The sequence below is a fragment of the Paraburkholderia sp. BR13444 genome (assembly GCF_040948755.1).
Lineage (GTDB): Bacteria > Pseudomonadota > Gammaproteobacteria > Burkholderiales > Burkholderiaceae > Paraburkholderia > Paraburkholderia youngii.
In genome coordinates this window covers 41,336-62,460 of the sequence record NZ_JBFPKM010000023.1, presented here as the reverse complement: position 1 = coordinate 62,460, position 21,125 = coordinate 41,336, and the positions used below count along the sequence as shown (strand labels likewise).

Genomic DNA, 21,125 nt, shown 5'->3' with positions numbered 1-21,125 from the left:
AACATATATATGAATTTTTGAACGGAGATTGATTGTGAGCCAAACCATGCTTGCCGAGCAGGCTGTCGTGAAAAAGGTCGCCTGGCGGCTCATGCCGCTGTTGATCGTGATGTTCCTGATCGCCTTTATCGACCGGCAGAACGTCGGCTTTGCCAAACTGCAGATGGTGCATGCGCTGGGAATGTCGGAGGCGTCATATGGTCTGGGCGCGTCGCTCTTCTTTATCGGCTACCTGCTGTTCGAGGTGCCGAGCACGCTTGCGCTGCATCGTTTCGGCGCTCGCCTTTGGCTCGCACGCATCATGGCGACCTGGGGCGCCATTACCGTGGCGATGGCATTCACACATTCAACGGGACTCTTCTATGTGTTCCGGTTCGCACTGGGTGTCGCCGAAGCTGGCTTCTATCCGGGCGTCATCTTCTATTTGACGCTCTGGTTTCCGCAGAGTCATCGCACGCGCATGCTCGGCTTTTTCACGCTCGGCAGCGCGCTCGCCAACATGCTCGGCTCACTCGCGGGCGGCTTGCTGTTGTCGCTGGACGGCAATCTGGGTCTCGCCGGCTGGCAATGGGTGTTCGTGGCAACCGGGATACCTGCTGTCCTCGTCGCACTCGTTGCGTTGCGCTTTCTGCCTGAGTCCGTCGAACGCGCCCCGTTCCTGTCGAACGAAGAAAAGGCCCTGATGATGGCGGCGCTGCGGCGCGAGGCGCCGGCGCAAGCGGCCGCCGGGCATCCGTGGCGGGCGCTCGTCGACAAACGCGTGCTGATGTTCGCGTGCGGCTACATGCTGATGTCCACCTCGCTCTACGGCGTGACGTACTGGTTGCCCACGCTGCTGAAAAGCGGCGGCGTCTCGCATTCGTCGCTCAATGGCCTGCTCAACATGATTCCGTGGATGCTCTCCGCGCTGCTTCTGCTGTGGCTGCCCGCGAAGCTGAAACGCGAGGGTGCGGTGCTCAGGTCGATGGCGTTGGTTGCGGGCGTCGGCGTGATCGGCTTCGCGCTAAGTCTCGTGCTGCCGGGTCTGCCGTTGCAATTTGCCGCGCTCGTGCTGGGCGGCGCATGCATTCCCCTGCTCTATCCATGCTTCTGGTCGCTGCCCCCGCGATACTTCACGGGCGCCCGCGCTGCAGCCAGCATCGCGGCGATCAATTCGATTGGCAATCTCGGAGGCTTCTTCGCGCAGAACCTGATGCCTTACATAGGAAAGGTCGCGGGCAACGCAAGCGCTCCGATGCTGGTGCCCGTCGTCTGCCTGACGTTGCTCGGCCTGGGCATGTCGATCGCGTCGGCGCGAACCAGAGCGGGCGAGCGCGTGCGGATAGCGGCGCGGCAGTAAACCATCCTGCGACGCAGGTGCTGGATGGGGCATGGGCGTGCGTCGTTCACAGCGTCGACGGTTGGGTCAGCAACACCAGAAAAAATTCCCATAAAGGCCGACATGTTGTCGAGATGACTCCAACCGCGACGGTCTGGTGGCGGGTGCGAAGCCGACGCTTGAATGGCGATCTGCGCGTCGGAGGAACGACCGTAGTTGGCCGGGTCCTGCCGCTAGCGAACGCTGGCTCTTGGCCGCCGCCGTCCCGTCGGCGAGTGAGAAGCGAGCCACTGGACCCGCCACCGCTGCGTTATAAATGCAGTTCTACCTTTGCCTCGCCATTTGCGACGATCAAAGACAGCACCCAAGCGTTCGACGATACCTCGAGCCGAGTGCAATCGACCCGAGGGTGTTTGCCACTATCGGCAATATCCGTGCCGGCACGTGCACCGCTAGCCCCACGATGCAAACGCCTCACAGTGCGTATCGATGAATGACACGTTCTTTTAAAATCGTGACATCACTGTTCATAGTAGAAGAATGACGGTGATTAAGCCATTATTCACATGGGATAGGCTTGTCCAATCAGAAATCTTTACTACAATAGTCGAATCACGTTGGCATAGGTCGTTGGCCGCGCTAATTAGCGGAATCCAGTATCTTGGGTTGCTCGCCGTCGGTGGACTGAAAGGGCCATACTGGAAAATGACCAAAATGCTGAGAACGAATTTCAAAATCCCGGTGTTGTCATCTTGTTGTCTTTGTTGGCGTGGCTGGTCCCTTATTTCATCTTCCAGATAATCGTTATGGCGATCCTGAGGCGTATGAACGGCGAATAAGGTGCATCAAGGGGCCAGTTTCGGCGGGCGTCTCAACTCCATTTTTAGGAGCGAATTATGAACTACGATCCAGCCGATACTGCGGTAGTATTCACTGATCCCCAGAACGACGTTCTCAGCCCGAACGGGAAGAATTGGGGCGTTCTTGGCGCAAGCGTGACTGAAAACAAGACCGTCGAAAATATGCTGTCAATCTTCAGGGCAGCGAAAGCCGGGAAGTTCAGTGTTTTCATCTCCCCGCACTATTTTTACCCAACCGACACTCGGTGGCAATTCAATGGGCCGCTTGAGACGGGTGAGTTTCAAACGGGAACGTTCGCGCGAACGGGCGCGCTGAACCTGAGCGGGTTCCAGAAGTCGGGGGCCGACTGGCTGGAGGAATTCAAGCCATTCATTGACGATGGCGAAACTATCGTTGTGAGCCCACATAAGGTTTTCGGTCCACAGACCAACGATCTAACGCTGCAACTTCGCAAGCGCAATGTACAGAAAGTCGTGCTTGGCGGCATGCTAGCTAATATGTGTGTCGAAGCTCATCTACGCGATCTGATCGAGCAAGGTTTCGAAGTGACCGTCGTCGCCGACGCCACGGCGGGGCCGCGCCATCCGACGTGGGGCGACGGCTATAAGGCAGCACTTGTGAACTACGCGTTTCTCGCACACGCCGTGGTCACGACTCAGGACGTCGTGAAAGCCATGACGCAAGGGTAGTTACTACGGCGCCGATTTTGGGCGTCCTCTACACGATGCGTATGACATAAGCCCACAAGTCCGGTTTCTGGCGCGCATCTCGGCCTTATGGCAAGTTCCTGCGCACAGTATCGACATCGTAAAAGAAGGTTTCCATACCTTGATCAGTTCTGCCAGCGTCGCTCACTGGCATGGAGCTCGGATGAGTACCAACGACCAGGAAATGCAGATGCTCGCAAGTCGTCCGCCCCAGACTGGACAGGCGTTCGACTACCTGCCGATCGGACTATTTGGATCGGTCATGGGGCTGGTTGGACTCGCTGTTGCGTGGCGCGCTGCTTCGCAGATGTATGGCGTGCCGGGTTCGATCGCTGATGGCATCGGAGCTGTCGCCGTAGCGGTCTTCGTCTCGCTGGTTCTTGGATATGGTTGGAAATGCCTGACTGCCTGGCACGCGGTGAAGACGGAGTTTGGGCATCCGATTGCCGGCTGTCTGTTCGGAACGGTAGCAATCAGTCTTCTGCTGCTGCCAATCGTTCTGGTACGTGTAAGCCATGAACTTGCGTTCGGCATGTGGGTATTGGGTGCCGTCGGCATGGTGTTTTTAGCGTGGCTCATCGTCAGCCGATGGATAAGTCGCCGCCAGCAGTTGCCCCACGCTACTCCTGTGTGGATTATTCCGGTTGTTGGCATGCTCGACCTGCCATTGGCGATGCCCGCGCTCGGTCTACCAGCCACTTCGGAACTCGGCGTATTCGCACTCGCGGTTGGGCTATTCTTCGCGGTGCCAATCTTTACGCTGATCTTTGCGCGATTGTTGTTCGAGGACCCAATGCCGGACGGCTTGCGACCGACATTGATGATTCTCGTTGCGCCCTTTGCCGTCGGCTACTCGGCCTACATCACGGTGACCGGTAGTCATGACCTGTTCGCGGAAGCACTCTACATGCTGACTTTGTTTTTCCTCGCGGTGCTGTTTGGACAAATGCGCTATCTTGCGGCCTGCTGTCCCTTTCGTCTTGCATGGTGGGCTGTCAGCTTCCCTCTCTCAGCGTCGGCGATCTGCTCTCTCAGAGTTGCAAGAGTGAACCCCGGTCGTATCACGAATAGCATCGCCTTGCTTCTACTTTGTATCGCCAGCCTTGCTATTCTTGGTATCTTCCTGAGGACTTTGAAGGGGCTACTCTCTGGCGAATTGCGCACCTTGAGCACCTAGACATTGCGTATGCAGGGAACATGCAGTATCTATTTAGAGGAAGGGCGACTGGCGAAAGCGGTGGGGGAAGATTCCGAAAGCCGTTTATTCGTTTGCATTGGAATACCGGACCGATTCGAATGGCCGTTGTGGGGAACGTCAGCGACGTCCGAACGTCGTCAGGCGCGCGCAGGCGAATGGCCGTAGATGGCCCGGGTCCTGCCGCTAGCGAACGCTGACTCTTGGCCGCCGCCGTCCCGTCGGCGAATGCACCAAGCCGACCCGCTTGCGCCGTTGACCATCTCATGGATCAAACGGCCGCAATAACGCGCACATCGGGCATTGGGAAAGGCACCGCGGGAGAAAGCTACGACACCGCCCTTGCGCCGATGCTTTCCATTACCGCGATGGCATGATCGATGTGCACCTTGGTATGTGCAGCATTCATCATGAAACGCAGTCGTGCTTGTCCGAGTGGCACGGCCGGAAACTGGACTGAGTCGACGTGGACACCTTCTTCACGCAGCACCTTGACGTAACGCGCGCACAGTTCCGTCTCGCCGATCAGCACGGGGACGATTGCCGTCTCGGTCGACAACAGCTGGTATCCGAGCGGGCGTATACGATCGATGAAATAACGCTGGTTGTCCCACAGTTTTTGCCGCCGTTGCGGCTCTTCGGCCAACAGGTCGAGCGCAGCAAGTAGGGCGCTAGCCTGGTCCGGCGGCGGCGGGCAGGTAAAACCATAGGCGGAACTAGTAAGCCGGATCACGTCAGCCATATCGCGATCGACTGCCACGAACCCGCCAATGGCGCCAAATGCCTTGCTCAACGTGCCCATCTGGATGATATGGGGGCTGTAGCAACCGAAGTGTTCCGAGGTGCCCCCGCCATGCTCGCCTAGTACGCCGGTAGCATGCGCATCATCGATATACAGGATGGCGCCATAGCGTTCGGCCAGCGCCACCAGGTCCGGCAGGGGGGTAATCGTCCCTTCCATGCTGAACACGCCGTCGCTGACGATGATTGGTGTGGTGCGGTCCCCCTTCCGCAGGAGGGACTCCAGATGATTCAGGTCGCGGTGTCGGTAGGTGTGCCGCAGTGCGCCGGACATCTGGATGCCTTCCCGAATGCTGACGTGATTGAACTCATCCGAGTAGTAAGCATATTTCCGGCGAGTCTTGGGGCGGTAGCCGTGTAAGCGCGCCAGCGTAGCGGCTTTGACCAGCGTCGAGAGCACGCCGAGATTGGTCATGTAGCCAGTCACGAACAGTACTGCGTCACTTTTGTGCTTGAGTGCACCCAGGCGTGCCTCGAGTTCGCGGTAGACCTCCAGATCGCCGCCCAGAAGGCGCGACTCGCAGTTACCGACGCCATAGCGATCAAGTCCCTGCTTGGCGGCAGCCACCAATCGGGGATGATTCGCCAGTGCCAGATAATTGTTCGAACTGAACGAAACGAATTGACGCCCATTTGAAATGAAGGTGGGATCCGGCAGTGTTGCGTGAACGTCAGATACGTGGTGAATAGTGTGGCTCTCCAGCCATTGGGCGATTTCGCTTAAGTCATGCATGATATTTTTCGTTTCGGCGCCGCCACGGATCGTGCGTGTGCGCATAGACGCGCGGCGCCTCGTCGTTGTCGCTGAGGCGGCTGGTCTCTGCTTACGCGCGGCGGCAACGTTAGTCGTGCGCCTTGTATGGTTGTCGTCGACGGGACAGGCGTCGCGATATGCCGGGAGGCGCGCGTATTGTAAACAAAATTTCCTACAGAATATTACGGGCAAAAACCCGCACGCACGGTGCCTAGGGAAAATGGGCGGTTTTGCAGATGAGCAAGTGAAAAGATGGAGGCAATGCAGCAAGCCCTGCCTTAGCCGGGCAGTTTCGCCCATCGTCGCCCGAATTCATCGCATCATCCAGGCGCCTGGCCACTTCGAGCATCCCGTGTGGGCCGCCTTGCTCTAACAGGGGCGAGGATGTCGCCTCGGACCACTCCGCGGTTTCCTCCCTCGAGGCTTATCCTGCGCTTGCCCGTGACGCGTCGCAAGTTCGTCGAAGAGAACAAGGAGAAGCCGCTCGGGCAAAGCCCATTGACAGGTCAGCTTCGGCCCACGGGCGGCTTCTTCTGAGTTTGAACTCGTACGGCGGTTCCGCAAACGCTCAGAAGAACAGTAGCGCGCGCAGTTCGATGCTTCGGCGTGGCTGCGCATCAAGCGGCGAGGACGGATCATCGAACGCCGTGTGTGCAGTCAGCCGCGCGACATCGCCGCCCGCCGAATCGTAGATTTTCAGCAGCAGCACTTCGTCCGGCGACATAAGCGGAAAATAGTACCAGCGGTGCCGCGGGTTGAACACGAACGCATACGTCTCGCCGACCTTGTCGCGATAGATGAGGTCCGACGGCACGAGGTCATGGAGCGAGATGCTGCGCGAATCGCACATTGCGAGCGGGGATGACTCGACTCTCCCTCCGATCGGCCGCCACAGATTGACGATCGCGACGCGGCCTTTCAGCAGATCTTCCGCCTCATGCGGTGGAAGATGATCGCGCACGCGGCGCGGGCCCGACACGAAAGTCTGATCGTTGTGGATGAACTTGACGGGTTCGCGCACCCCGTCGGCCCGCTCGGTCCGGCCATCGCGCAGCGTATGATCGAAAATCACGGTGCGCTTTGCGCCCGTCGCCCGTTTGAGCAGCGTTTCAGACTCCGGGTAATAAACGCGTTCGATCGCCGTCGGGTCGGAAAAATCGTTCAATGCACTTGCGTGATGGTGTAATTCGAAGCCGTTACGATCGAGCGACAAACCACCCGGCGGCGGCGCTATGCGCGCGTTGCTGACATTCACGCGCTGCGTCCGGTAGACGCCGCTACGCAACGGCGCACCATCGGGCGGCTCGTACGCATAGGTGGCGGGCTTTTCGCCGTTCGCAACCAGATAGTTCAACGCGGCCTCGACGACGGCCGGCTGCTCGATAACGATATCGTTCATTGCCTGCGCTCCATAACAGAGATTCGACACGCACCATTCACTCAGGCGCGAATTCTCCCAGTGCATGAAACATGTCTAGCGTGTATCCCAGATTGAAGTACCCTGCGCGCGCGTAATTCGCAATGCGTTCGAGCCGTTCCGCGTCGTTGCCGGCGGCAGCATGCGGGCTTTCTCCTGGGGCTGCTGCGTGACTGGAGCCGATATCCGTGCGCTGCCGGACCACCGCAAATCGGCGGAAGATGGCGTGATCCATCGACATGGCGCGCCCTCCTGTTCGTTACGTTCATTGAATCTAGTCACCCAAAGGCGCTTCCACAAACAAGCATTTATGCAATGCTTTTTAGCGTGGCGCGCACTTAGGCAGCAGCACTCAAGGACGGAACCGGTCGGTATGGATCGAGCGTGAGCGGTCGGGCGCCTGAGCCGACAATAGGCGACGGACTCGCGGCACGATTTCTTCCGCGAAGCTGCGCATATCCGCCTAAGCGCAACGGCTCGTGTCCGGCCGGGCGCTTGCGGGCGGAAACATCAGCGAAGCGTGGCGGATTGGCTGACATTGTTTCGAGGAGCCGAGAGACTATCTGGAAGGTTGTCCATGCTAACGCTGCCCGCGCGCCCGCCGATCAAATTTCCACCGATATGGTATTGCATGAAAATCATTAAGCGCTCGACGCCAAAGCGCGCTGCGGGACAACATGCGCATCCTATATGTTTATCTGAATTTACTATTTAGAGCCCGCATAACGCAGTGTTAGCCTCGACGGGTTCGTCCACTGACGCGCGTTCATCGCTGCGTCTGTTGCGGCATGCATTTCTCCATCGAAACGGATTTCCGCAAGGAGCTAACATGAGCGTCGAATTCATCGGCATGATCCAACAGCGCAAGGTATCGGAAACGCATCTTCCACAAGGCCCCGCTATCGACACCGACTATGTGCGCGCCTTCGCGCAGGCGCACGAGAACGCTGGCTTCGATCGCATCCTGGTTCCGCACAGTTCGACGAGCCCCGATGCGACGATCACGATCGCTTACGCGGCGAGCGTGACATCGAAGGTGCATTTCATGCTCGCACATCGTCCGGGCTTTGTTGCGCCGACACTCGCGGCCCGGCAAATCGCCACGCTCGACCACTTCTCAGGCGGACGGCTCGCCGTGCATTTCATCTCCGGCGGCAGCGACGAGGATCAACGGCGCGACGGCGACTTCCTGAGTCACGACGACCGTTACGCACGCACCGACGAATATCTGCAGATTCTGCGTCGCATGTGGACGGAAGATCAGCCGTTCGATCACGAAGGCCGCTTTTACCGCGTGGAAAAGGCCTTCTCCGAGGTCAAGCCGAAGCAGTCGCCGCATGTGCCGATCTATTTCGGCGGCGCATCCGAGCCAGCACTGGCCGTCGCTGGCAAGCACGCCGACGTCTACGCGCTGTGGGGCGAATCGAAACAGCAGGTCCACGAACAGGTGACGCGCGTGCGGGCCGAAGCAGCGAAGCATGGCCGCAGCGTGCGCTTCTCCGTGTCGTTCCGCCCGATTCTCGCCGCGACGGAAAAGGCCGCATGGGAGCGCGCAGAACACATCCTCGAAGAGACGCGTCGCCTGCGTGTCGAACAGGGCTTCTCGCGCGGCGGTCCGCAACAGAGCGAAGGGGCGCGCCGCCTGCTCGCTGCATCAGGTGAAGGCGTGCGCGCGGACGAGCGTCTCTGGACCGCCGTGGCGAAAGAAATCGGCGGACGCTCGAATTCAACGGCACTTGTCGGCACGCCTGCTCAGGTTGCACAGACGCTTGCCGAATATCATGAACTCGGCGTCACGACCTTCCTGATTCGCGGCTTCGATCCCTTAGAAGACGCCATCGACTATGGCCGCGAACTGATTCCCGCGACCCGCGAACTTACGTCCCGCGCACGCCGCGCCGCCTGACTGGAGCGATCATGAGCACCGTACTCGCCGATCGACCGTCGCTCGCGCGGCGCGACACGCCCGTGCGCAAGTTCTGGTTCGACGATGAACAGGAACCTCAGCGCTCGCTTGCCGAAGAACGTCTGCATCGCCAGCAACGTCTCGCGGGCGCGTTTCGACTGTTCGCACGATATGGCTTCGCGCAAGGGCTCGCGGGCCATATCACCGCACGCGATCCCGAATGGACCGATCACTTCTGGGTCAATCCGCTGGGCCGGCACTTCGGCCGCATGCGCGTGTCGGATCTGCTGCTGGTGAATCGCGACGGCGAGATCGTCGTCGGCGATGGGCCCGTGAATCAGGCTGCATTTGCGATTCATGCTGCGATTCACGAGGCGCGGCCCGATGTCGTCGCGGCCGCTCACACGCATTCGCTGTATGGCAAGGCATGGTCGACGCTCGGCCGCAAGCTCGATCCGTTGACACAGGACTCTTGCGCGTTCTACCAAGACCACGCGCTGTTTGATGATTTTCGCGGCGTCGTGCTCGATACGACGGAAGGCGCGCGCATCGCGGATGCGCTCGGCTCTCGCAAGGCCGTGATCCTGAAGAATCACGGCATCCTGACAGCGGGTCCGACAGTCGAAGCGGCTGCATGGTGGTACATCGCGCTCGACAACGCGTGTCATGCGCAACTGCTCGCGGAAGCGGCAGGCACGCCGCAGCCGATTCCTCACGATATGGCAGATCTCACGCATCAGCAGGTCGGCCGCGCAAACGGTGCGCGTCATGCATTCGACAGCCTGTATGAAGGGCTGATCGAAAGCGAACGGGAGTTGCTCGACTGATGGCCATTCACAAACTGCGGCACTTCGTCGGAGAGATTGCAGAACTCGTCGATGCCGGCGTCGATGAAGCCGGGCTGCTCCATCGGGGCGCGCTTGCGCTGCGCGAACTGATCCGCGTTGACGACTGGCTGCCCGATGCCTACGCGCAGCCGTCCCTCGAACGCTACCAGCAATTTCTGCTCTACGCCGATGCGCGGCAACGCTTCAGCGTCGTCAGCTTCGTGTGGGGTCCGGGCCAGCAGACGCCGATTCACGATCACACCGTGTGGGGACTCATCGGTGTGCTGCGCGGCGCGGAACTTGCGGCACCCTATGCGCGCAACAACGACGGCGCGCTACGCGCGGCGGGTGCCGAAGTGCGTCTCGAAGCGGGCGATGTCGAAGCGGTGTCGCCCGCCATCGGCGACATTCATCGCGTGCGCAATGCGTACGACGACCGCACGTCCGTCAGCATCCACGTTTATGGTGCCAACATCGGCGCGGTGCGACGCTCCACCTATCCGCGGGGCGAGCGGCCCAAGCCCTTTATTTCAGGCTACTCGAACGACACACTCCCCAACCTGTGGGATCTCAGCAAGGAACCGCATCTTTCATGACGTCATATCCCGTCCGCACATATGAAGACGTGCGTGAAGCGCTGCTCGCGCGCCGCGAAATCGCGCTGCTCGATGTCCGCGAAGAAGACCCGCACGCGCAGGCTCATCCGCTCTTCGCCGCGAACCTTCCGTTGTCGAAGATCGAACTCGATGCGTACACACGCTTGCCGCGCCGCGACGTACCGATCGTGCTGTTCGATGCAGGCGAAGGACTTGCGACGCGCGCCGCGGACAAGCTCACGTCCCTCGGATACACACAGATCGCGCTGCTGGCGCGCGGACTCGACGGATGGATTCGCGCCGGCGGCGAAGTGTTTCGCGACGTCAACGTGCCGAGCAAGGCTTTCGGCGAATTCGTCGAAGCCCAGCGGCATACGCCTTCGCTTTCCGCCGAGGCGGTCGGAGCCTTGCTTGAAAACGGTGACGACGTCGTCGTGCTCGACGCGCGCCGCTTCGACGAATATCAGACGATGAACATTCCCGGCAGCATCAGCGTGCCCGGCGCGGAACTCGTGCTGCGCGCGCGGGCACTCGCGCCGGACCCTAAGACGCGTGTGATCGTCAATTGCGCGGGGCGCACACGCAGCATCATCGGCACGCAATCGCTGGTCAATGCAGGGCTGCCGAATCCCGTCGCGGCGCTGCGCAACGGCACTATCGGCTGGACGCTCGCGGGGCAGACGCTGGAGCACGGCAGCAGCCGTCGATTCGATGCCGAGGCCGGTCTCGATCAGACGAACCTCGATGCATCGCGCACCGCAGCGCGCGCGCTCGCCGACCGTGCGGGCGTCCAACGCACGACGCTCGATGAAGCCGCTCGCTGGGCGTCCGATCCGTCGCGCACCACGTATCGCTTCGATGTGCGCACGCCAGCCGAATACGAACGCGCGCATGCACCGGGGTTTCAGGGCGCGCCGGGCGGCCAGCTCGTGCAGGAGACGGACATGTTCGCGCCCGTGCGCGGCGCGCGCGTGGTGCTGTTCGACGATGACGGAGTACGCGCCAACATGACGGCCTCGTGGCTCGCGCAGATGAACATCGACGTCTATGTGATCGATGATGCTGCCGACCAGGATCTGACGGACAGCGGCGCCTGGCGCGGCGCAAAACCCGAGTCCGCGCATACACCTGCCCTGTCCGCCGACGAACTCGCCGCGCTGCTCGCCGATCCATCGAGCGGCACCGTCGTGATCGACGTCACGTCGAGCGCCAATCACGTGAAGGAGCATATTCCGGGTGCGCACTGGATCTTGCGTTCGTGTCTGTTCAACGATGCCGAGGATCTGCGCACGCTGCCCGACGCAAAACGCTATGTGGTCGCCTGCGCGACCAACGCGCTCGCACCGTTCGCCGCGCCTGGAGTCGCCGCGCTGACAGGTAAGCCCGTGCATGTGCTGGAGGGCGGCACATCGGCGTGGATACGTGCGGGCTTTCTGACCGAATCGGGAGAGTCCCGGCTCGCTTCGCCGCGTATCGATCGCTATCGTCGTCCGTATGAAGGCACCGACAATGCGCACGAAGCGATGAACGCCTATCTGGAATGGGAATACGGCCTCGTCGCGCAACTCGATCGCGACGGCACGCATGGCTTTTTCGTGGTCTGAGCGGGGATCAGGCGGCGCGCGACAGAGGTGCCGCCTTGAAGCTTTGTTCGACGCTTTCCGCGAGCACGCCGAGCGCTGACTGTAGCTTGCCCAACGCGCGCGAACGTACTATCCACACCGCAATTTCTGGTTTGAAGTCGGCGATCTGAATCACGTCGAGCTGCGCGGCGTGCGAGCTATTGCGCAGCAGCGGCAGCGGAACCAGCCCCAGGCCAACGCCATCTGCGACGAGCCCGAGCTGCAATTCGGTGCCGAGCGTTTCGAGGTTGAGCTTTAACGTGTAGCCTTGTGACGCGAGCGCCTGCTGCAAACCCGCGCGAAAACCGCAGCCATCGGGATTCAGCACCCAGCCGTAGGATTGGCATTCCGCCAGCGTATGCGCGCGCTTCTTCAGGCTGCCCTTTTGCGCGACAACAGCCAGCTTCAGTTCGCCAAGCGTTTCGCCCGTTAGCGTATCGGGCAACGTACGGTTGGCCGGCAGCAGCACGATCGCGGCGTCCAGCTCTCCTTCATCGACTCTCTGTAGCAGCGGATTGCCCCATCCAGTCGACACGCGCGCTTGCAACTCGGGATGCGCACCGCGCAGCGCATGGAGAGCCTTCAGCATGGCCACATCGGCGACCGTCTGCGCGACGCCGAGTCGCAACACGCCCGCAAGTGGTGCGTCGTCCGAGACCAGATGCCTGAGCGCGTCCACCTCGCGCACGATGGCACGGCATTGCTCGAAAACGACGCGGCCCATCGGCGTCGTCTTCAGCGGTTTCGTATTGCGATCGAGCAGCTCGACGCCGAGCGCCTCTTCGAAGTTCTGGATGCGGCGCGTGACGGCAGGTTGCGTCAGCGCGAGAGAATCGGCGGCCTGACTCAGCGACTGGCTGCGCACGACGGCAACGAAGGCCTCGATTTCATCGAGTTTCATGGATGGTTTTGACTTCAAATGAAGTATTGATGGAGCGACATTAGCCTGCAACCGCCCGTACGCTCAAGCGGTATTTCCAGCTTTCCGTTTTCCTCTCACGCATATTAACAAAGAAGAACAATGCGTTTGCCTTATAAAACCTCCGACCGTATCGTGTGTTTTTATCCAACTACCTCGTGCTGCGCTCCCTCATGCCCCTCCTTCTCCAGCGATTTCTGCAAAGATTTTCCGGCCCTCTGATTTGCGCGATCGTCGCGAGCGCATCGCCTGCCGCGCTGGCGGAAACGACACTTAAAGTCGGCGACCAGCAGTTGCAGACGCGCGGCATACTCGAAGCGTCAGGCCAGTTGAAGGACTTGCCGTACAAGATCGAATGGTTCAACTTCCCTGCTGCGCAACCGCTAGGAGAGGCGCTCAATGCGGGGGCAATCGATGTCGGCGGCCTCGGCGATGCGCCGCTGATCTTCGCGTACGCGGCGGGCGCCCGAGTGCGTGCAGTCGCCGCAACGCGCTCGACGCCGACCGATCTCGCGATCATCGTGCCCTACGCATCGCCGATCAGAACGGCCGCCGATCTCAAGGGCAAGCGCATCGCGACCACGCGCGGCTCGATCGGCCATTACCTCGCGATTGCAACGCTCGAACGCGCGGGCATCAAGCTCTCGGATGTGTCGCTGCGCTTTATGCAGCCCGCCGACGCAAAAGCGGCGCTCGCGTCCGGTAACGTCGACGCGTGGTCCACGTGGGATCCGTATGTCGCGCTTGCCGAGCAGCGCGATCACGATCGCAGCATCGCGAATGGCGTCAATCTGTCTTCTGGCCTTAGCTTCCAGGCTGCGACGGAAACGTCCATCAAGGACAAGCATGCCGAAATCGCCGATTTCCTCAAGCGCGTCGCGGCCGGCCAGCGCTGGGCGCTCTCGCATCCGGACGAAGTGGCCGCGATGCAATCGAAAGTGACGGGCTTGCCGCCCGAAGTGTTGATGACCGTCTATCAGCGCGCGCAACTGCATCCCGTCGTCATCGACGATGGCCTCATCGCCGAACAGCAAAAGACGGCCGATCTCTATCACCGTGCGGATGTGATCAAGACACCGCTCGATGTCACGAAGAGTTTCGACCGGCAATTTCCGCTTACCGCACAGTGAACCGACCGACCATGACCAGCCGTCAACCCGAAGGCGCGCTTGCTGATGCAGAGCGCGACGGCGAAGCGCTCGAAGCACTCGCCGATCTCGACAGTCCGCAAGCCGATGCGTGGCTCGCCGCGCTGACAGCCGAATTCGGCACAGGCGCCGCCGCGCTCGACGCCGGCCCGATCTTCCCGCATGAGAACCTCGCCCGTCTGCGTCGCGCGGGGCTGCTTTCGCTGACCGTGCCGCGTGCGCTCGGCGGACGCGAGGCCACACTTGCACAAGCGCTCAAGGTGATTCGCGCGGTCGCACGCGGCGAACCTTCAACGGCGCTGATTCTCGTGATGCAATATCTCTATCATCTGCGTTTGCAGGCCAATCCGAACTGGCCGATAGCGCTGAAAGAACGCGTTGCGCGCGATGCCGTCGAACGCGGCGCGCTGATCAACTCGTTGCGCGTCGAGCCCGAACTCGGCTCGCCGTCGCGTGGCGGCCTGCCGGCCACGGTTGGCCGCAGCGAAGGCGATCACTGGATACTGAACGGCCGCAAGCTGTATTCGACGGGCAGTCCCGGCCTGACCTGGTTCGCCGTGTGGGGGCGCACGGACGAAGCGGCGCTGCGAGTCGGCACGTGGCTCGTTCATCGCGACACGCCCGGCATCCGTTTTGGCGAACCGTGGAATCATCTCGGCATGCGTGCGACGGGCAGCCATGAAGTGATCTTCGATAACGTACGCGTACCGTTCGAGCAGGCCGTCGATCTCCAACCGCCCGGCCCGACCAACGGCATGGACCTGGTGACAAGCCAGTGGATGAATGTGCTGCTGCCTTCCATCTACGACGGCATCGCACGCGCCGCGCGCGACTGGTTCGTGCAGTGGACAGCGCACCGTGTGCCATCGGGACTGAACGCCCCGCTATCGACGCTCGAGCGTTTTCAGCAGACGGTGGGGCGCATCGACGCGCTGCTGTTCAACAACCGCGTCCTGCTCGATGCAGGCGCAGCAGGCCAGATCGGCACTGTCGAAGCGCCGACCATCAAGTATCTCGTCAGCAAGCACGCTATCGATGTCGTCGAACTCGCACTCGAAGCGAGCGGCAATCCCGGCCTGAGTCGCAACAACGCACTGGAGCGCCACTACCGCGACGTGCTGTGCGCGCGCATTCACACCCCGCAGAATGACACCGTGCTCGGCAATCTGGGCCGCGCCGCATTCACCACCACTTTACCCACGAGGAGCGAACCCAGATGAGCGTCGAATTCATCGGCTATGTGAGCCATCAGGAAGCGAGCGAGATTCATTTGCCGAAAGGACCCGCCGTCAATCCGCCGTACATTGCCGCCGTGGCGCAAGCGCATGAATATGGCGGCTTTGATCGTGTGCTGATTGCGCATTCGAGCGCGTCGCCCGACGGCTTTCAGATCGCCTCGTTCGTCGCGCAACAGACAAAGCGCCTCGGCATCCTGCTCGCGCATCGTCCGGGCTTCGTCGCACCGACACTCGCGGCACGTCAGCTTGCTACGCTCGATCATTTCAGCGGGGGACGCACGGCCGTCCATATCATTTCGGGCGGCGACGACGTCGAGCAGCAGCGCGACGGCGATTTTCTGTCGCACGACGAGCGCTATCGGCGCACGGACGAATATCTCGACGTCGTCAGGCGTTCATGGACGAGTGAAACACCGTTCGATCACGAAGGCGGTTACTATCGTGTCGCGGGTCACAAGTCGCAGATCCGTCCGTTGCAGCAGCCGCATTTGCCCGTGTATTTCGGCGGCTCGTCGGACGCCGCAATCGAGGTCGCGGGCAAGCATGCCGACGTGTATGCGCTGTGGGGCGAATCGCTCGCCGCCGTCGAAGAAACGATAGCGAAGGTGCGCCGGTCTGCTGCGCGCCATGGACGGGAAAAGCTCATCCGCTTCAGCCTGTCGCTTCGCCCGATCATCGCCGCGACGGAAGAGGCCGCATGGGCGCGCGCCGAGTCGATTCTGGAGCGTGCGAAGGGTGTCGTCGCTGCCTCGCCGAATTTCACGCGCAGGCCAAAGGAGCCGAAGAATGTCGGCGCATTGCGATTGCTCGCTGAGGCGGACAAGGGAAGCGTGGTCGACACGCGTCTGTGGACGGGAATCACCGCACTCACGCGGGCAGCGGGAAATTCGACGTCACTTGTCGGCACACCGCAACAGGTTTCCGACGCGCTGGTCGAATATCACAAACTTGGAGTAACGACCTTCCTCATTCGTGGATTTGATCCGCTCGAGGATGCATTGGCCTACGGGCGTGATCTACTGCCGCTCGTACGCAACGCGGTCGCAGAGAGGAACAGGACGCGAGAAGCCCTTCCCGCTTAGCTCAGTTTCCGCACTCTCCGCAAACGCAGCACGCCGAAGCCGGCGCGCTGCGTTCCTCCATCAAGCCAATACGTCGGCAAACACCCGCGTAGCAAACCGGTCCGAGTTCGTCCCCGAATTCAACACGCCTACGGATTTCAGATCGTCGGCGTACAGCGAGATCTCTTTCTTGAAGGCATCGCCCACGGGATGATGGTGATCCGTGTGGCTCTTCAACATCTCCGTCAGTTGCGCGACGTTCGCGCCAGGCGCATTCGGCGCGAAGATCGCCGCGGCCTCGGCGGGATGATTCGCGGTCCATTCGGTGGCTTCCAGCAAGGCCTGCGTCAGCGCCTGAGCCGTCGCGCGGTCCTTGCGGACGAGGGAGCCACGAACGCCTAGCACACAACACACGCGGTTCGCATACTCGCCGCACAGGTTGTTCGACACTTCCTGCAGATGATCGGCCTCGCGCAATGTCCAGATGGTCGGGTCGCCATCGGCGATCGCGTGCACTTCACCCTTCTTCAGCGCTTCACCCAGCAGCGGCGCCGGATACTGGCGCCAGTGCACGTCGTTGTCGGGATCGACGCCGATCTTCTTCAGCGAGACCGCGAAGAAGTTCTTTGCCGGGCTCGCCAAGTCGCTCACGCCGACAGTGCGGCCCTTCAACCCTTGCAGATCGACGATGCCCGATGCGCGCGTCGCGAGCAGGCGCATGCAGCCGCCGTGGATGCCCGCCGTCAGCTTGACGTCGAATCCCTGCTCCAACGGCTTGATCCAGCGCAGCGCCATGCCGACGCCCGCGTCGGATTTGCCCGTAGCGATCGCTTCGAGTAGCTGGTCGGTCGAACCCGCGAAGTTGATCAGTTCGACCTGCAAGCCATGCTTGCGGAAAAACCCCTGCTGCACGGCGACGGGCACCGGCGCCGTGCAGATGGCGCCCGCATTCCATGAGAGTTTGAGCGGTTTCAATGCTTCGTCGGCGGATGCGCGCACGCCGGGCAGTCCGAACGTCGCGCCGCCGAGAGCCGCAGCGCCCACTGTCCATGCCGTGTTGCGCAGCCACGTGCGGCGCGCCGCGTTCGATGGTGTGTTGTCGTCTGAATGCTTCATCGCGTGATTTCCCCTAAGTGATGGTGTTGTTGGTTACGCGCCGTTCAGGTGTCGAGGCCGAGCAGCGCCAGCACTTCGCGGCGCAACCTGACGAGATCGGGGTCGTCGCGATGGCGCGGATACGGCGCGTCGTTGCGCACTTGCGAGACGATGCGCGCCGGGCGTTCGCTCAGCACGATCACCCGGTTAGCGACAAACAGCGCTTCTTCGACGTCGTGCGTGACGAGCAGCACCGAAAAATTTTCGGCCTGCCAGAGACGTACCAACTCGGACTGCATGCGGATGCGCGTCAACGAGTCGAGCTTGCCGAACGGTTCGTCGAGCACGAGAAGTTGCGGATCGTTGACGAGAGCGCGCGCGAGCGCCGCGCGCTGCGCCATCCCTCCCGAGAGCTGATGCGGAAAGGCTTTCGCGAACGCCGACAGGCCCACGAGTTCGAGCGCGGCATCGATACGCTTTGCCGCATCGCGCTGCGCACGCTGAGCCTGCGGACCAAGCGCCACGTTGTCCCGCACCGTACGCCATGGAAACAGCGTCGGGTCCTGGAACACGACCACGCGCGACGGATCGGGTCCTGTGACGGTTTCACCGTCCGCATGAATGACGCCTTGCGCGGGTGCATCGAGACCCGCCACGAGCCGCAGCAAGGTGGACTTCCCGCAACCGCTCGGTCCGAGCAGCGCGACAAATTCGCCGGGGTCGATTGTCAGGCTGATGTCGTCGAGCACCGGCAACGCTTCACCGCGCAGCGCAAACCGATGTGTGACGTTGCGCACGTCGATGCGCGCGCCCCGCTTCGCGTGAGACGTGTGAGACAAAGAAGCGGCTACCATTTCAGCATTCCTTTTTGCCAGATGAGCAATCGGTCACGAACGCGGAACAGCAAGGTGATCAGGCCGGAACACATCAACGCCATCACCAGCAGCGCGGCGTACATGTTCGGATAGGCGGCCCAGCCCTGCGCCCATTGCAGATACCAGCCGAGCCCCGCTTTCACACCCATCATTTCCGCGACGATCAACACGGCGAACGAGGCACCAAGTCCCATGAACAGCCCGACGAACACAGACGGCAATGCAGCCGGAATCGCGACGCGCAGGATCAGAAACGACGGCTTCGCGCCGAGCGTGCGCGCCACGTCGTAGAACGCGGAATTGACGCTCGCGACGCCCGACCACGTGAGCACCGCCACGGGAAACGCCGTCGCCAGCGCGATCAGGAACACGCTCGCGCTGAAACTCGACGGAAAGAAGAAGAACGCGAGCGGCAGCCACGCGGTGGCCGGCAGCGGACCGATCAGCCGCAGCACAGGATGCAGCCAGTAGCCGACTGCCTTCGACCAGCCGATGCTCACGCCGATCACGAAGCCCGTCAGCGCGCCCAGCACGTACCCATATGCGAGCAATTCGAACGAATGTGCGACGCTCGCGGCGAGGCGTGGGAGGTCGTCGGCATAAACGGCGATCAACGCTTGAGGCGGCGCAAAGAATGGCCGCGGCAGCCATTCGAGTTGCGCGGTGACGACTTCCCATGCGGTCAATCCGATGGATAGCGCGAGCAGCCACGGCGCACCGTTGAGCCATGCTTCGACGCGCGCGCTTCGGGTGTTGCTCGTACGCCAACCCGCGATGCCTATGGCAAGCGACAATGCCGCCAACAGCAGCTTGAGAATCGCCAGCTCGCGTGTATAAGGCCAGTCGTCAAGCGCGGGCCACCATCGTGTGACGGCCGCGCCGCCGAGCCAGCCGAGCGCGGCCACCAACGCGACGAGGCGTTTGCCGTGCTCGCGTCCGTCGCGCTTGCCCTCTTCTGCGACACCAGCAAGCTCAAGCGTTTGTGTTTGCGTGGACATGTCATCGTGCTCCGTCGATCAATCCAGGTTCATGCGCTGGCAAGATGCGTCTCCGAAATCGCGCGCACGTCGATGCGGCGCGGCAGGATCGCATCCTGATGCGCACGATCCGCTACTTTTTGCAGTGCTGCGATATCGGCGTCAGTGACGAAATGCTGCTTGAGCGACGCGCGCTGCGTGATCTGCCTGGCGGCATCGAGCGGCGTGCGTGTGAGCGTCGCGTAGATTTGCGCGTAGGCGTCGGGATTCGCGAGCGCCCAGTCGCCCGCACGTTGATAGCGAACGAGCACGTCAGCGATAGCGGCATGCTTGCGCGGATCAGCCAGCGATGCGCCCGAAGCGGTGATAAAGCCCAATCCGCTATTGATGCCCGAGCCGTCGCGCAGGATGCGGCCGCCACGTTGCACAGCGATGCCGTAGTACGGATCAAAGGTCGCCCACACTTCGATCGCGCCGGATGCGAAGGCCGCAAACGCATCCACGGGCAGGATGAAGCGCACCGTCACGTCGTCTTTCGTGAGTCCGGCTTCCGCGAGTGCACCGTATAGCTGAAACTGCGAAATGCTGCCGCGTGCCGACGAAACGAACACCGTGCGGCCTTTCAGATCCGCGATGGTGCGGATGGTTGATTTCGGTGCCACCAGAATGCCGAGTTGAGCGCCCGAACCGATGCGCGTCGCCACGATTTTCAGCGTCGGGTCGCCGACGGCGGCCGCCAGCACTGGCAGGTCGCCCGCCGGCGCGAGATCGACGGAGCCCGCGCGCTGCGCTTCGAACAACGGCGCGGCGCCCTGGAAGTTGGCCCATCGGAACGCGTAGGGCGCACCGTCGAGTACCTTCGCCGCTTCGACGAGCGCGCGCATGCCGCCCGCCTGATCGCCGAGCACGATGGTTACATCGTCTGCCGCACGGGCGTTACGTGCGCCTGTCAACGCACTCGCCATTGCAAGCGGCGCGGCGGCAAGCGAACGCAGCACACGTCGGCGCGAGTGCACCGACGTTGATAAAGACGTTGGAACAGAGGCGGTCATAAGTCCTCGCTGTGCATATTACGCACAGCGTAACGACGACTGTCCGCCTTGAGAATTATTCAATTTCGATATGTTTATATCGACTCAATATTTATCGTTTGCATTTTCTCCGGGGTATGCGGGCTTGGTGGAAATCAATCGACGTTCACCGTCTACCGACTGCGCGTCCCGGTCGGACTGTGGCCTGAAGGCCGACGTTTTTACGAGCGCAGTAAGCAGGTGCTCGAAGAATATGCTGATGCCATCGCCGACGTGCGCGGGCAAACGCAGCGACCGGTCGGCAGATTGACAATCAGCGCGCCGGTGGGCCTTGGTGAACTGCGTCTGAACACATTAGTTCTTGAATTTCTGGCGCAATATCCGGAAATTGAAATTGAGCTAAACCTGACTGGTCGCGCGCGAGATGCGGAACACTCGCATCGCTGCTGCGCACCTCCAACGCCTTGGCGAACGCACTTCGGCCACGCCTCGACGGTTCGGGCAGCTAGAGCTTCGTCCTTGCATCCGGCAGGCGCAGCTTTGCGCTCTCCAAGGCACTCCGTAGTGTCGGGCATGGCAGAGAAGCGTTCGCGGAGCGGCAACCGGCCCGCTCCTGAAAGCGGATGGAAGCCACTCATCAGACGGGGTTCTCGTCGCCGCGGCCCGAGCGAAACGGCCCGTATAGCAGCTTAACCGCACTCGGAAGACGTTGTAACATGCAAAGTTGACCGACGCCCCAGCCAACGTCCGTCTGGCAGTCAGAGTGACTGAAGGCCT

At 61.5% G+C, this 21,125-nt stretch carries 19 protein-coding genes; 11 read left to right on the top strand and 8 right to left on the bottom strand.

Features of this window, described 5'->3' with window-relative positions:
• Positions 1–34 precede the first annotated feature (34 nt).
• The 3 genes from AB3X95_RS36435 to AB3X95_RS36425 all read left to right on the top strand — a co-directional run bounded on the left by AB3X95_RS36435 (position 35) and on the right by AB3X95_RS36425 (position 4,063).
• Positions 35–1,339, top strand: a complete 1,305-nt coding sequence (locus tag AB3X95_RS36435) for an MFS transporter (RefSeq protein ID WP_368623793.1) — start codon at positions 35–37, stop codon at positions 1,337–1,339.
• A gap of 875 nt (positions 1,340–2,214) precedes the next feature.
• On the top strand, positions 2,215–2,868 hold the full coding sequence (locus AB3X95_RS36430) for an isochorismatase family protein (protein ID WP_176107311.1): 654 nt from the start codon (positions 2,215–2,217) through the stop codon (positions 2,866–2,868).
• 181 nt (positions 2,869–3,049) lie between these two features.
• Positions 3,050–4,063: an SLAC1 anion channel family protein gene (locus AB3X95_RS36425; protein ID WP_221314010.1), complete on the top strand. Its 1,014-nt coding sequence runs from the start codon at positions 3,050–3,052 to the stop codon at positions 4,061–4,063.
• A 346-nt stretch (positions 4,064–4,409) separates the two neighbouring features.
• Here the strand turns inward: AB3X95_RS36425 and AB3X95_RS36420 are convergent, their stop codons facing one another.
• The 3 genes from AB3X95_RS36420 to AB3X95_RS36410 form a co-directional block, all read right to left on the bottom strand.
• The gene (locus AB3X95_RS36420) at positions 4,410–5,660 is read right to left on the bottom strand and encodes an aminotransferase class I/II-fold pyridoxal phosphate-dependent enzyme (RefSeq protein ID WP_254906073.1); all 1,251 of its coding nucleotides are present in this window, start codon (positions 5,658–5,660) and stop codon (positions 4,410–4,412) included.
• A gap of 544 nt (positions 5,661–6,204) precedes the next feature.
• Positions 6,205–7,035: a CmcJ/NvfI family oxidoreductase gene (locus AB3X95_RS36415; RefSeq protein ID WP_184226747.1), complete on the bottom strand. Its 831-nt coding sequence runs from the start codon at positions 7,033–7,035 to the stop codon at positions 6,205–6,207.
• A 37-nt stretch (positions 7,036–7,072) separates the two neighbouring features.
• The gene (locus AB3X95_RS36410; protein ID WP_184226935.1) at positions 7,073–7,294 is read right to left on the bottom strand and encodes a hypothetical protein; all 222 of its coding nucleotides are present in this window, start codon (positions 7,292–7,294) and stop codon (positions 7,073–7,075) included.
• Positions 7,295–7,882: 588 nt separating this feature from the next.
• Between AB3X95_RS36410 and AB3X95_RS36405 the strand changes: the two genes are divergently transcribed.
• The 4 genes from AB3X95_RS36405 to AB3X95_RS36390 are packed head-to-tail and all read left to right on the top strand — an operon-like array spanning position 7,883 to position 11,986.
• A complete protein-coding gene (locus tag AB3X95_RS36405; RefSeq protein ID WP_176368189.1) occupies positions 7,883–8,959 on the top strand; it encodes an LLM class flavin-dependent oxidoreductase in 1,077 nt (358 codons plus the stop codon).
• An 11-nt stretch (positions 8,960–8,970) separates the two neighbouring features.
• On the top strand, positions 8,971–9,786 hold the full coding sequence (locus AB3X95_RS36400) for a class II aldolase/adducin family protein (protein WP_176125212.1): 816 nt from the start codon (positions 8,971–8,973) through the stop codon (positions 9,784–9,786).
• Entirely contained in the window at positions 9,786–10,382 is a 597-nt protein-coding gene (locus tag AB3X95_RS36395; RefSeq protein WP_368623792.1) for a cysteine dioxygenase, read from the top strand. Before AB3X95_RS36400 ends, AB3X95_RS36395 begins: the two co-directional genes overlap by 1 nt.
• Positions 10,379–11,986: a rhodanese-related sulfurtransferase gene (locus AB3X95_RS36390; protein ID WP_368623791.1), complete on the top strand. Its 1,608-nt coding sequence runs from the start codon at positions 10,379–10,381 to the stop codon at positions 11,984–11,986. Before AB3X95_RS36395 ends, AB3X95_RS36390 begins: the two co-directional genes overlap by 4 nt.
• Before the next feature lie 7 nt (positions 11,987–11,993).
• Here AB3X95_RS36390 and AB3X95_RS36385 read toward each other — a convergent pair whose 3' ends face one another.
• Entirely contained in the window at positions 11,994–12,905 is a 912-nt protein-coding gene (locus AB3X95_RS36385; RefSeq protein ID WP_184226742.1) for a LysR family transcriptional regulator, read from the bottom strand.
• 191 nt (positions 12,906–13,096) lie between these two features.
• Here AB3X95_RS36385 and AB3X95_RS36380 point away from each other — a divergent pair, with 191 nt between their 5' ends.
• The 3 genes from AB3X95_RS36380 to AB3X95_RS36370 are packed head-to-tail and all read left to right on the top strand — an operon-like array spanning position 13,097 to position 16,391.
• A complete protein-coding gene (locus AB3X95_RS36380) occupies positions 13,097–14,053 on the top strand; it encodes an ABC transporter substrate-binding protein (protein ID WP_368623790.1) in 957 nt (318 codons plus the stop codon).
• An 11-nt stretch (positions 14,054–14,064) separates the two neighbouring features.
• Positions 14,065–15,291, top strand: a complete 1,227-nt coding sequence (locus AB3X95_RS36375; RefSeq protein ID WP_176368184.1) for an acyl-CoA dehydrogenase family protein — start codon at positions 14,065–14,067, stop codon at positions 15,289–15,291.
• Entirely contained in the window at positions 15,288–16,391 is a 1,104-nt protein-coding gene (locus AB3X95_RS36370; protein WP_184226740.1) for an LLM class flavin-dependent oxidoreductase, read from the top strand. Before AB3X95_RS36375 ends, AB3X95_RS36370 begins: the two co-directional genes overlap by 4 nt.
• 60 nt (positions 16,392–16,451) lie before the next feature.
• Here AB3X95_RS36370 and AB3X95_RS36365 read toward each other — a convergent pair whose 3' ends face one another.
• The 4 genes from AB3X95_RS36365 to AB3X95_RS36350 are packed head-to-tail and all read right to left on the bottom strand — an operon-like array spanning position 16,452 to position 20,369.
• Positions 16,452–17,486 (bottom strand): ABC transporter substrate-binding protein, encoded by a 1,035-nt coding sequence (locus AB3X95_RS36365; protein ID WP_368623789.1) that lies wholly within the window; start codon positions 17,484–17,486, stop codon positions 16,452–16,454.
• A 44-nt stretch (positions 17,487–17,530) separates the two neighbouring features.
• Entirely contained in the window at positions 17,531–18,319 is a 789-nt protein-coding gene (locus AB3X95_RS36360; RefSeq protein ID WP_368623788.1) for an ABC transporter ATP-binding protein, read from the bottom strand.
• Positions 18,313–19,338, bottom strand: a complete 1,026-nt coding sequence (locus AB3X95_RS36355; protein ID WP_368623787.1) for an ABC transporter permease — start codon at positions 19,336–19,338, stop codon at positions 18,313–18,315. The genes AB3X95_RS36360 and AB3X95_RS36355 overlap by 7 nt, the downstream gene beginning before the upstream one ends.
• Before the next feature lie 29 nt (positions 19,339–19,367).
• Entirely contained in the window at positions 19,368–20,369 is a 1,002-nt protein-coding gene (locus tag AB3X95_RS36350; RefSeq protein ID WP_368623786.1) for an ABC transporter substrate-binding protein, read from the bottom strand.
• A gap of 48 nt (positions 20,370–20,417) precedes the next feature.
• Between AB3X95_RS36350 and AB3X95_RS36345 the strand changes: the two genes are divergently transcribed.
• Positions 20,418–21,041: a hypothetical protein gene (locus tag AB3X95_RS36345; protein WP_254906074.1), complete on the top strand. Its 624-nt coding sequence runs from the start codon at positions 20,418–20,420 to the stop codon at positions 21,039–21,041.
• Positions 21,042–21,125 lie beyond the last annotated feature (84 nt).

Excerpts from the sequence above, each read along its gene's own strand:
- AB3X95_RS36360 (WP_368623788.1), bottom strand. The coding sequence starts at position 18,319 with ATGGTAGCCGCTTCTTTGTCTCACACGTCTCACGCGAAGCGGGGCGCG.
- AB3X95_RS36390 (WP_368623791.1), top strand. The coding sequence starts at position 10,379 with ATGACGTCATATCCCGTCCGCACATATGAAGACGTGCGTGAAGCGCTG.
- AB3X95_RS36365 (WP_368623789.1), bottom strand. The coding sequence starts at position 17,486 with ATGAAGCATTCAGACGACAACACACCATCGAACGCGGCGCGCCGCACG.
- AB3X95_RS36420 (WP_254906073.1), bottom strand. The coding sequence starts at position 5,660 with ATGCGCACACGCACGATCCGTGGCGGCGCCGAAACGAAAAATATCATG.
- AB3X95_RS36425 (WP_221314010.1), top strand. The coding sequence starts at position 3,050 with ATGAGTACCAACGACCAGGAAATGCAGATGCTCGCAAGTCGTCCGCCC.
- AB3X95_RS36385 (WP_184226742.1), bottom strand. The coding sequence starts at position 12,905 with ATGAAACTCGATGAAATCGAGGCCTTCGTTGCCGTCGTGCGCAGCCAG.
- AB3X95_RS36380 (WP_368623790.1), top strand. The coding sequence starts at position 13,097 with ATGCCCCTCCTTCTCCAGCGATTTCTGCAAAGATTTTCCGGCCCTCTG.
- AB3X95_RS36375 (WP_176368184.1), top strand. The coding sequence starts at position 14,065 with ATGACCAGCCGTCAACCCGAAGGCGCGCTTGCTGATGCAGAGCGCGAC.
- AB3X95_RS36415 (WP_184226747.1), bottom strand. The coding sequence starts at position 7,035 with ATGAACGATATCGTTATCGAGCAGCCGGCCGTCGTCGAGGCCGCGTTG.
- AB3X95_RS36400 (WP_176125212.1), top strand. The coding sequence starts at position 8,971 with ATGAGCACCGTACTCGCCGATCGACCGTCGCTCGCGCGGCGCGACACG.
- AB3X95_RS36430 (WP_176107311.1), top strand. The coding sequence starts at position 2,215 with ATGAACTACGATCCAGCCGATACTGCGGTAGTATTCACTGATCCCCAG.
- AB3X95_RS36370 (WP_184226740.1), top strand. The coding sequence starts at position 15,288 with ATGAGCGTCGAATTCATCGGCTATGTGAGCCATCAGGAAGCGAGCGAG.
- AB3X95_RS36350 (WP_368623786.1), bottom strand. The coding sequence starts at position 20,369 with ATGACCGCCTCTGTTCCAACGTCTTTATCAACGTCGGTGCACTCGCGC.
- AB3X95_RS36395 (WP_368623792.1), top strand. The coding sequence starts at position 9,786 with ATGGCCATTCACAAACTGCGGCACTTCGTCGGAGAGATTGCAGAACTC.
- AB3X95_RS36355 (WP_368623787.1), bottom strand. The coding sequence starts at position 19,338 with ATGTCCACGCAAACACAAACGCTTGAGCTTGCTGGTGTCGCAGAAGAG.
- AB3X95_RS36405 (WP_176368189.1), top strand. The coding sequence starts at position 7,883 with ATGAGCGTCGAATTCATCGGCATGATCCAACAGCGCAAGGTATCGGAA.
- AB3X95_RS36410 (WP_184226935.1), bottom strand. The coding sequence starts at position 7,294 with ATGTCGATGGATCACGCCATCTTCCGCCGATTTGCGGTGGTCCGGCAG.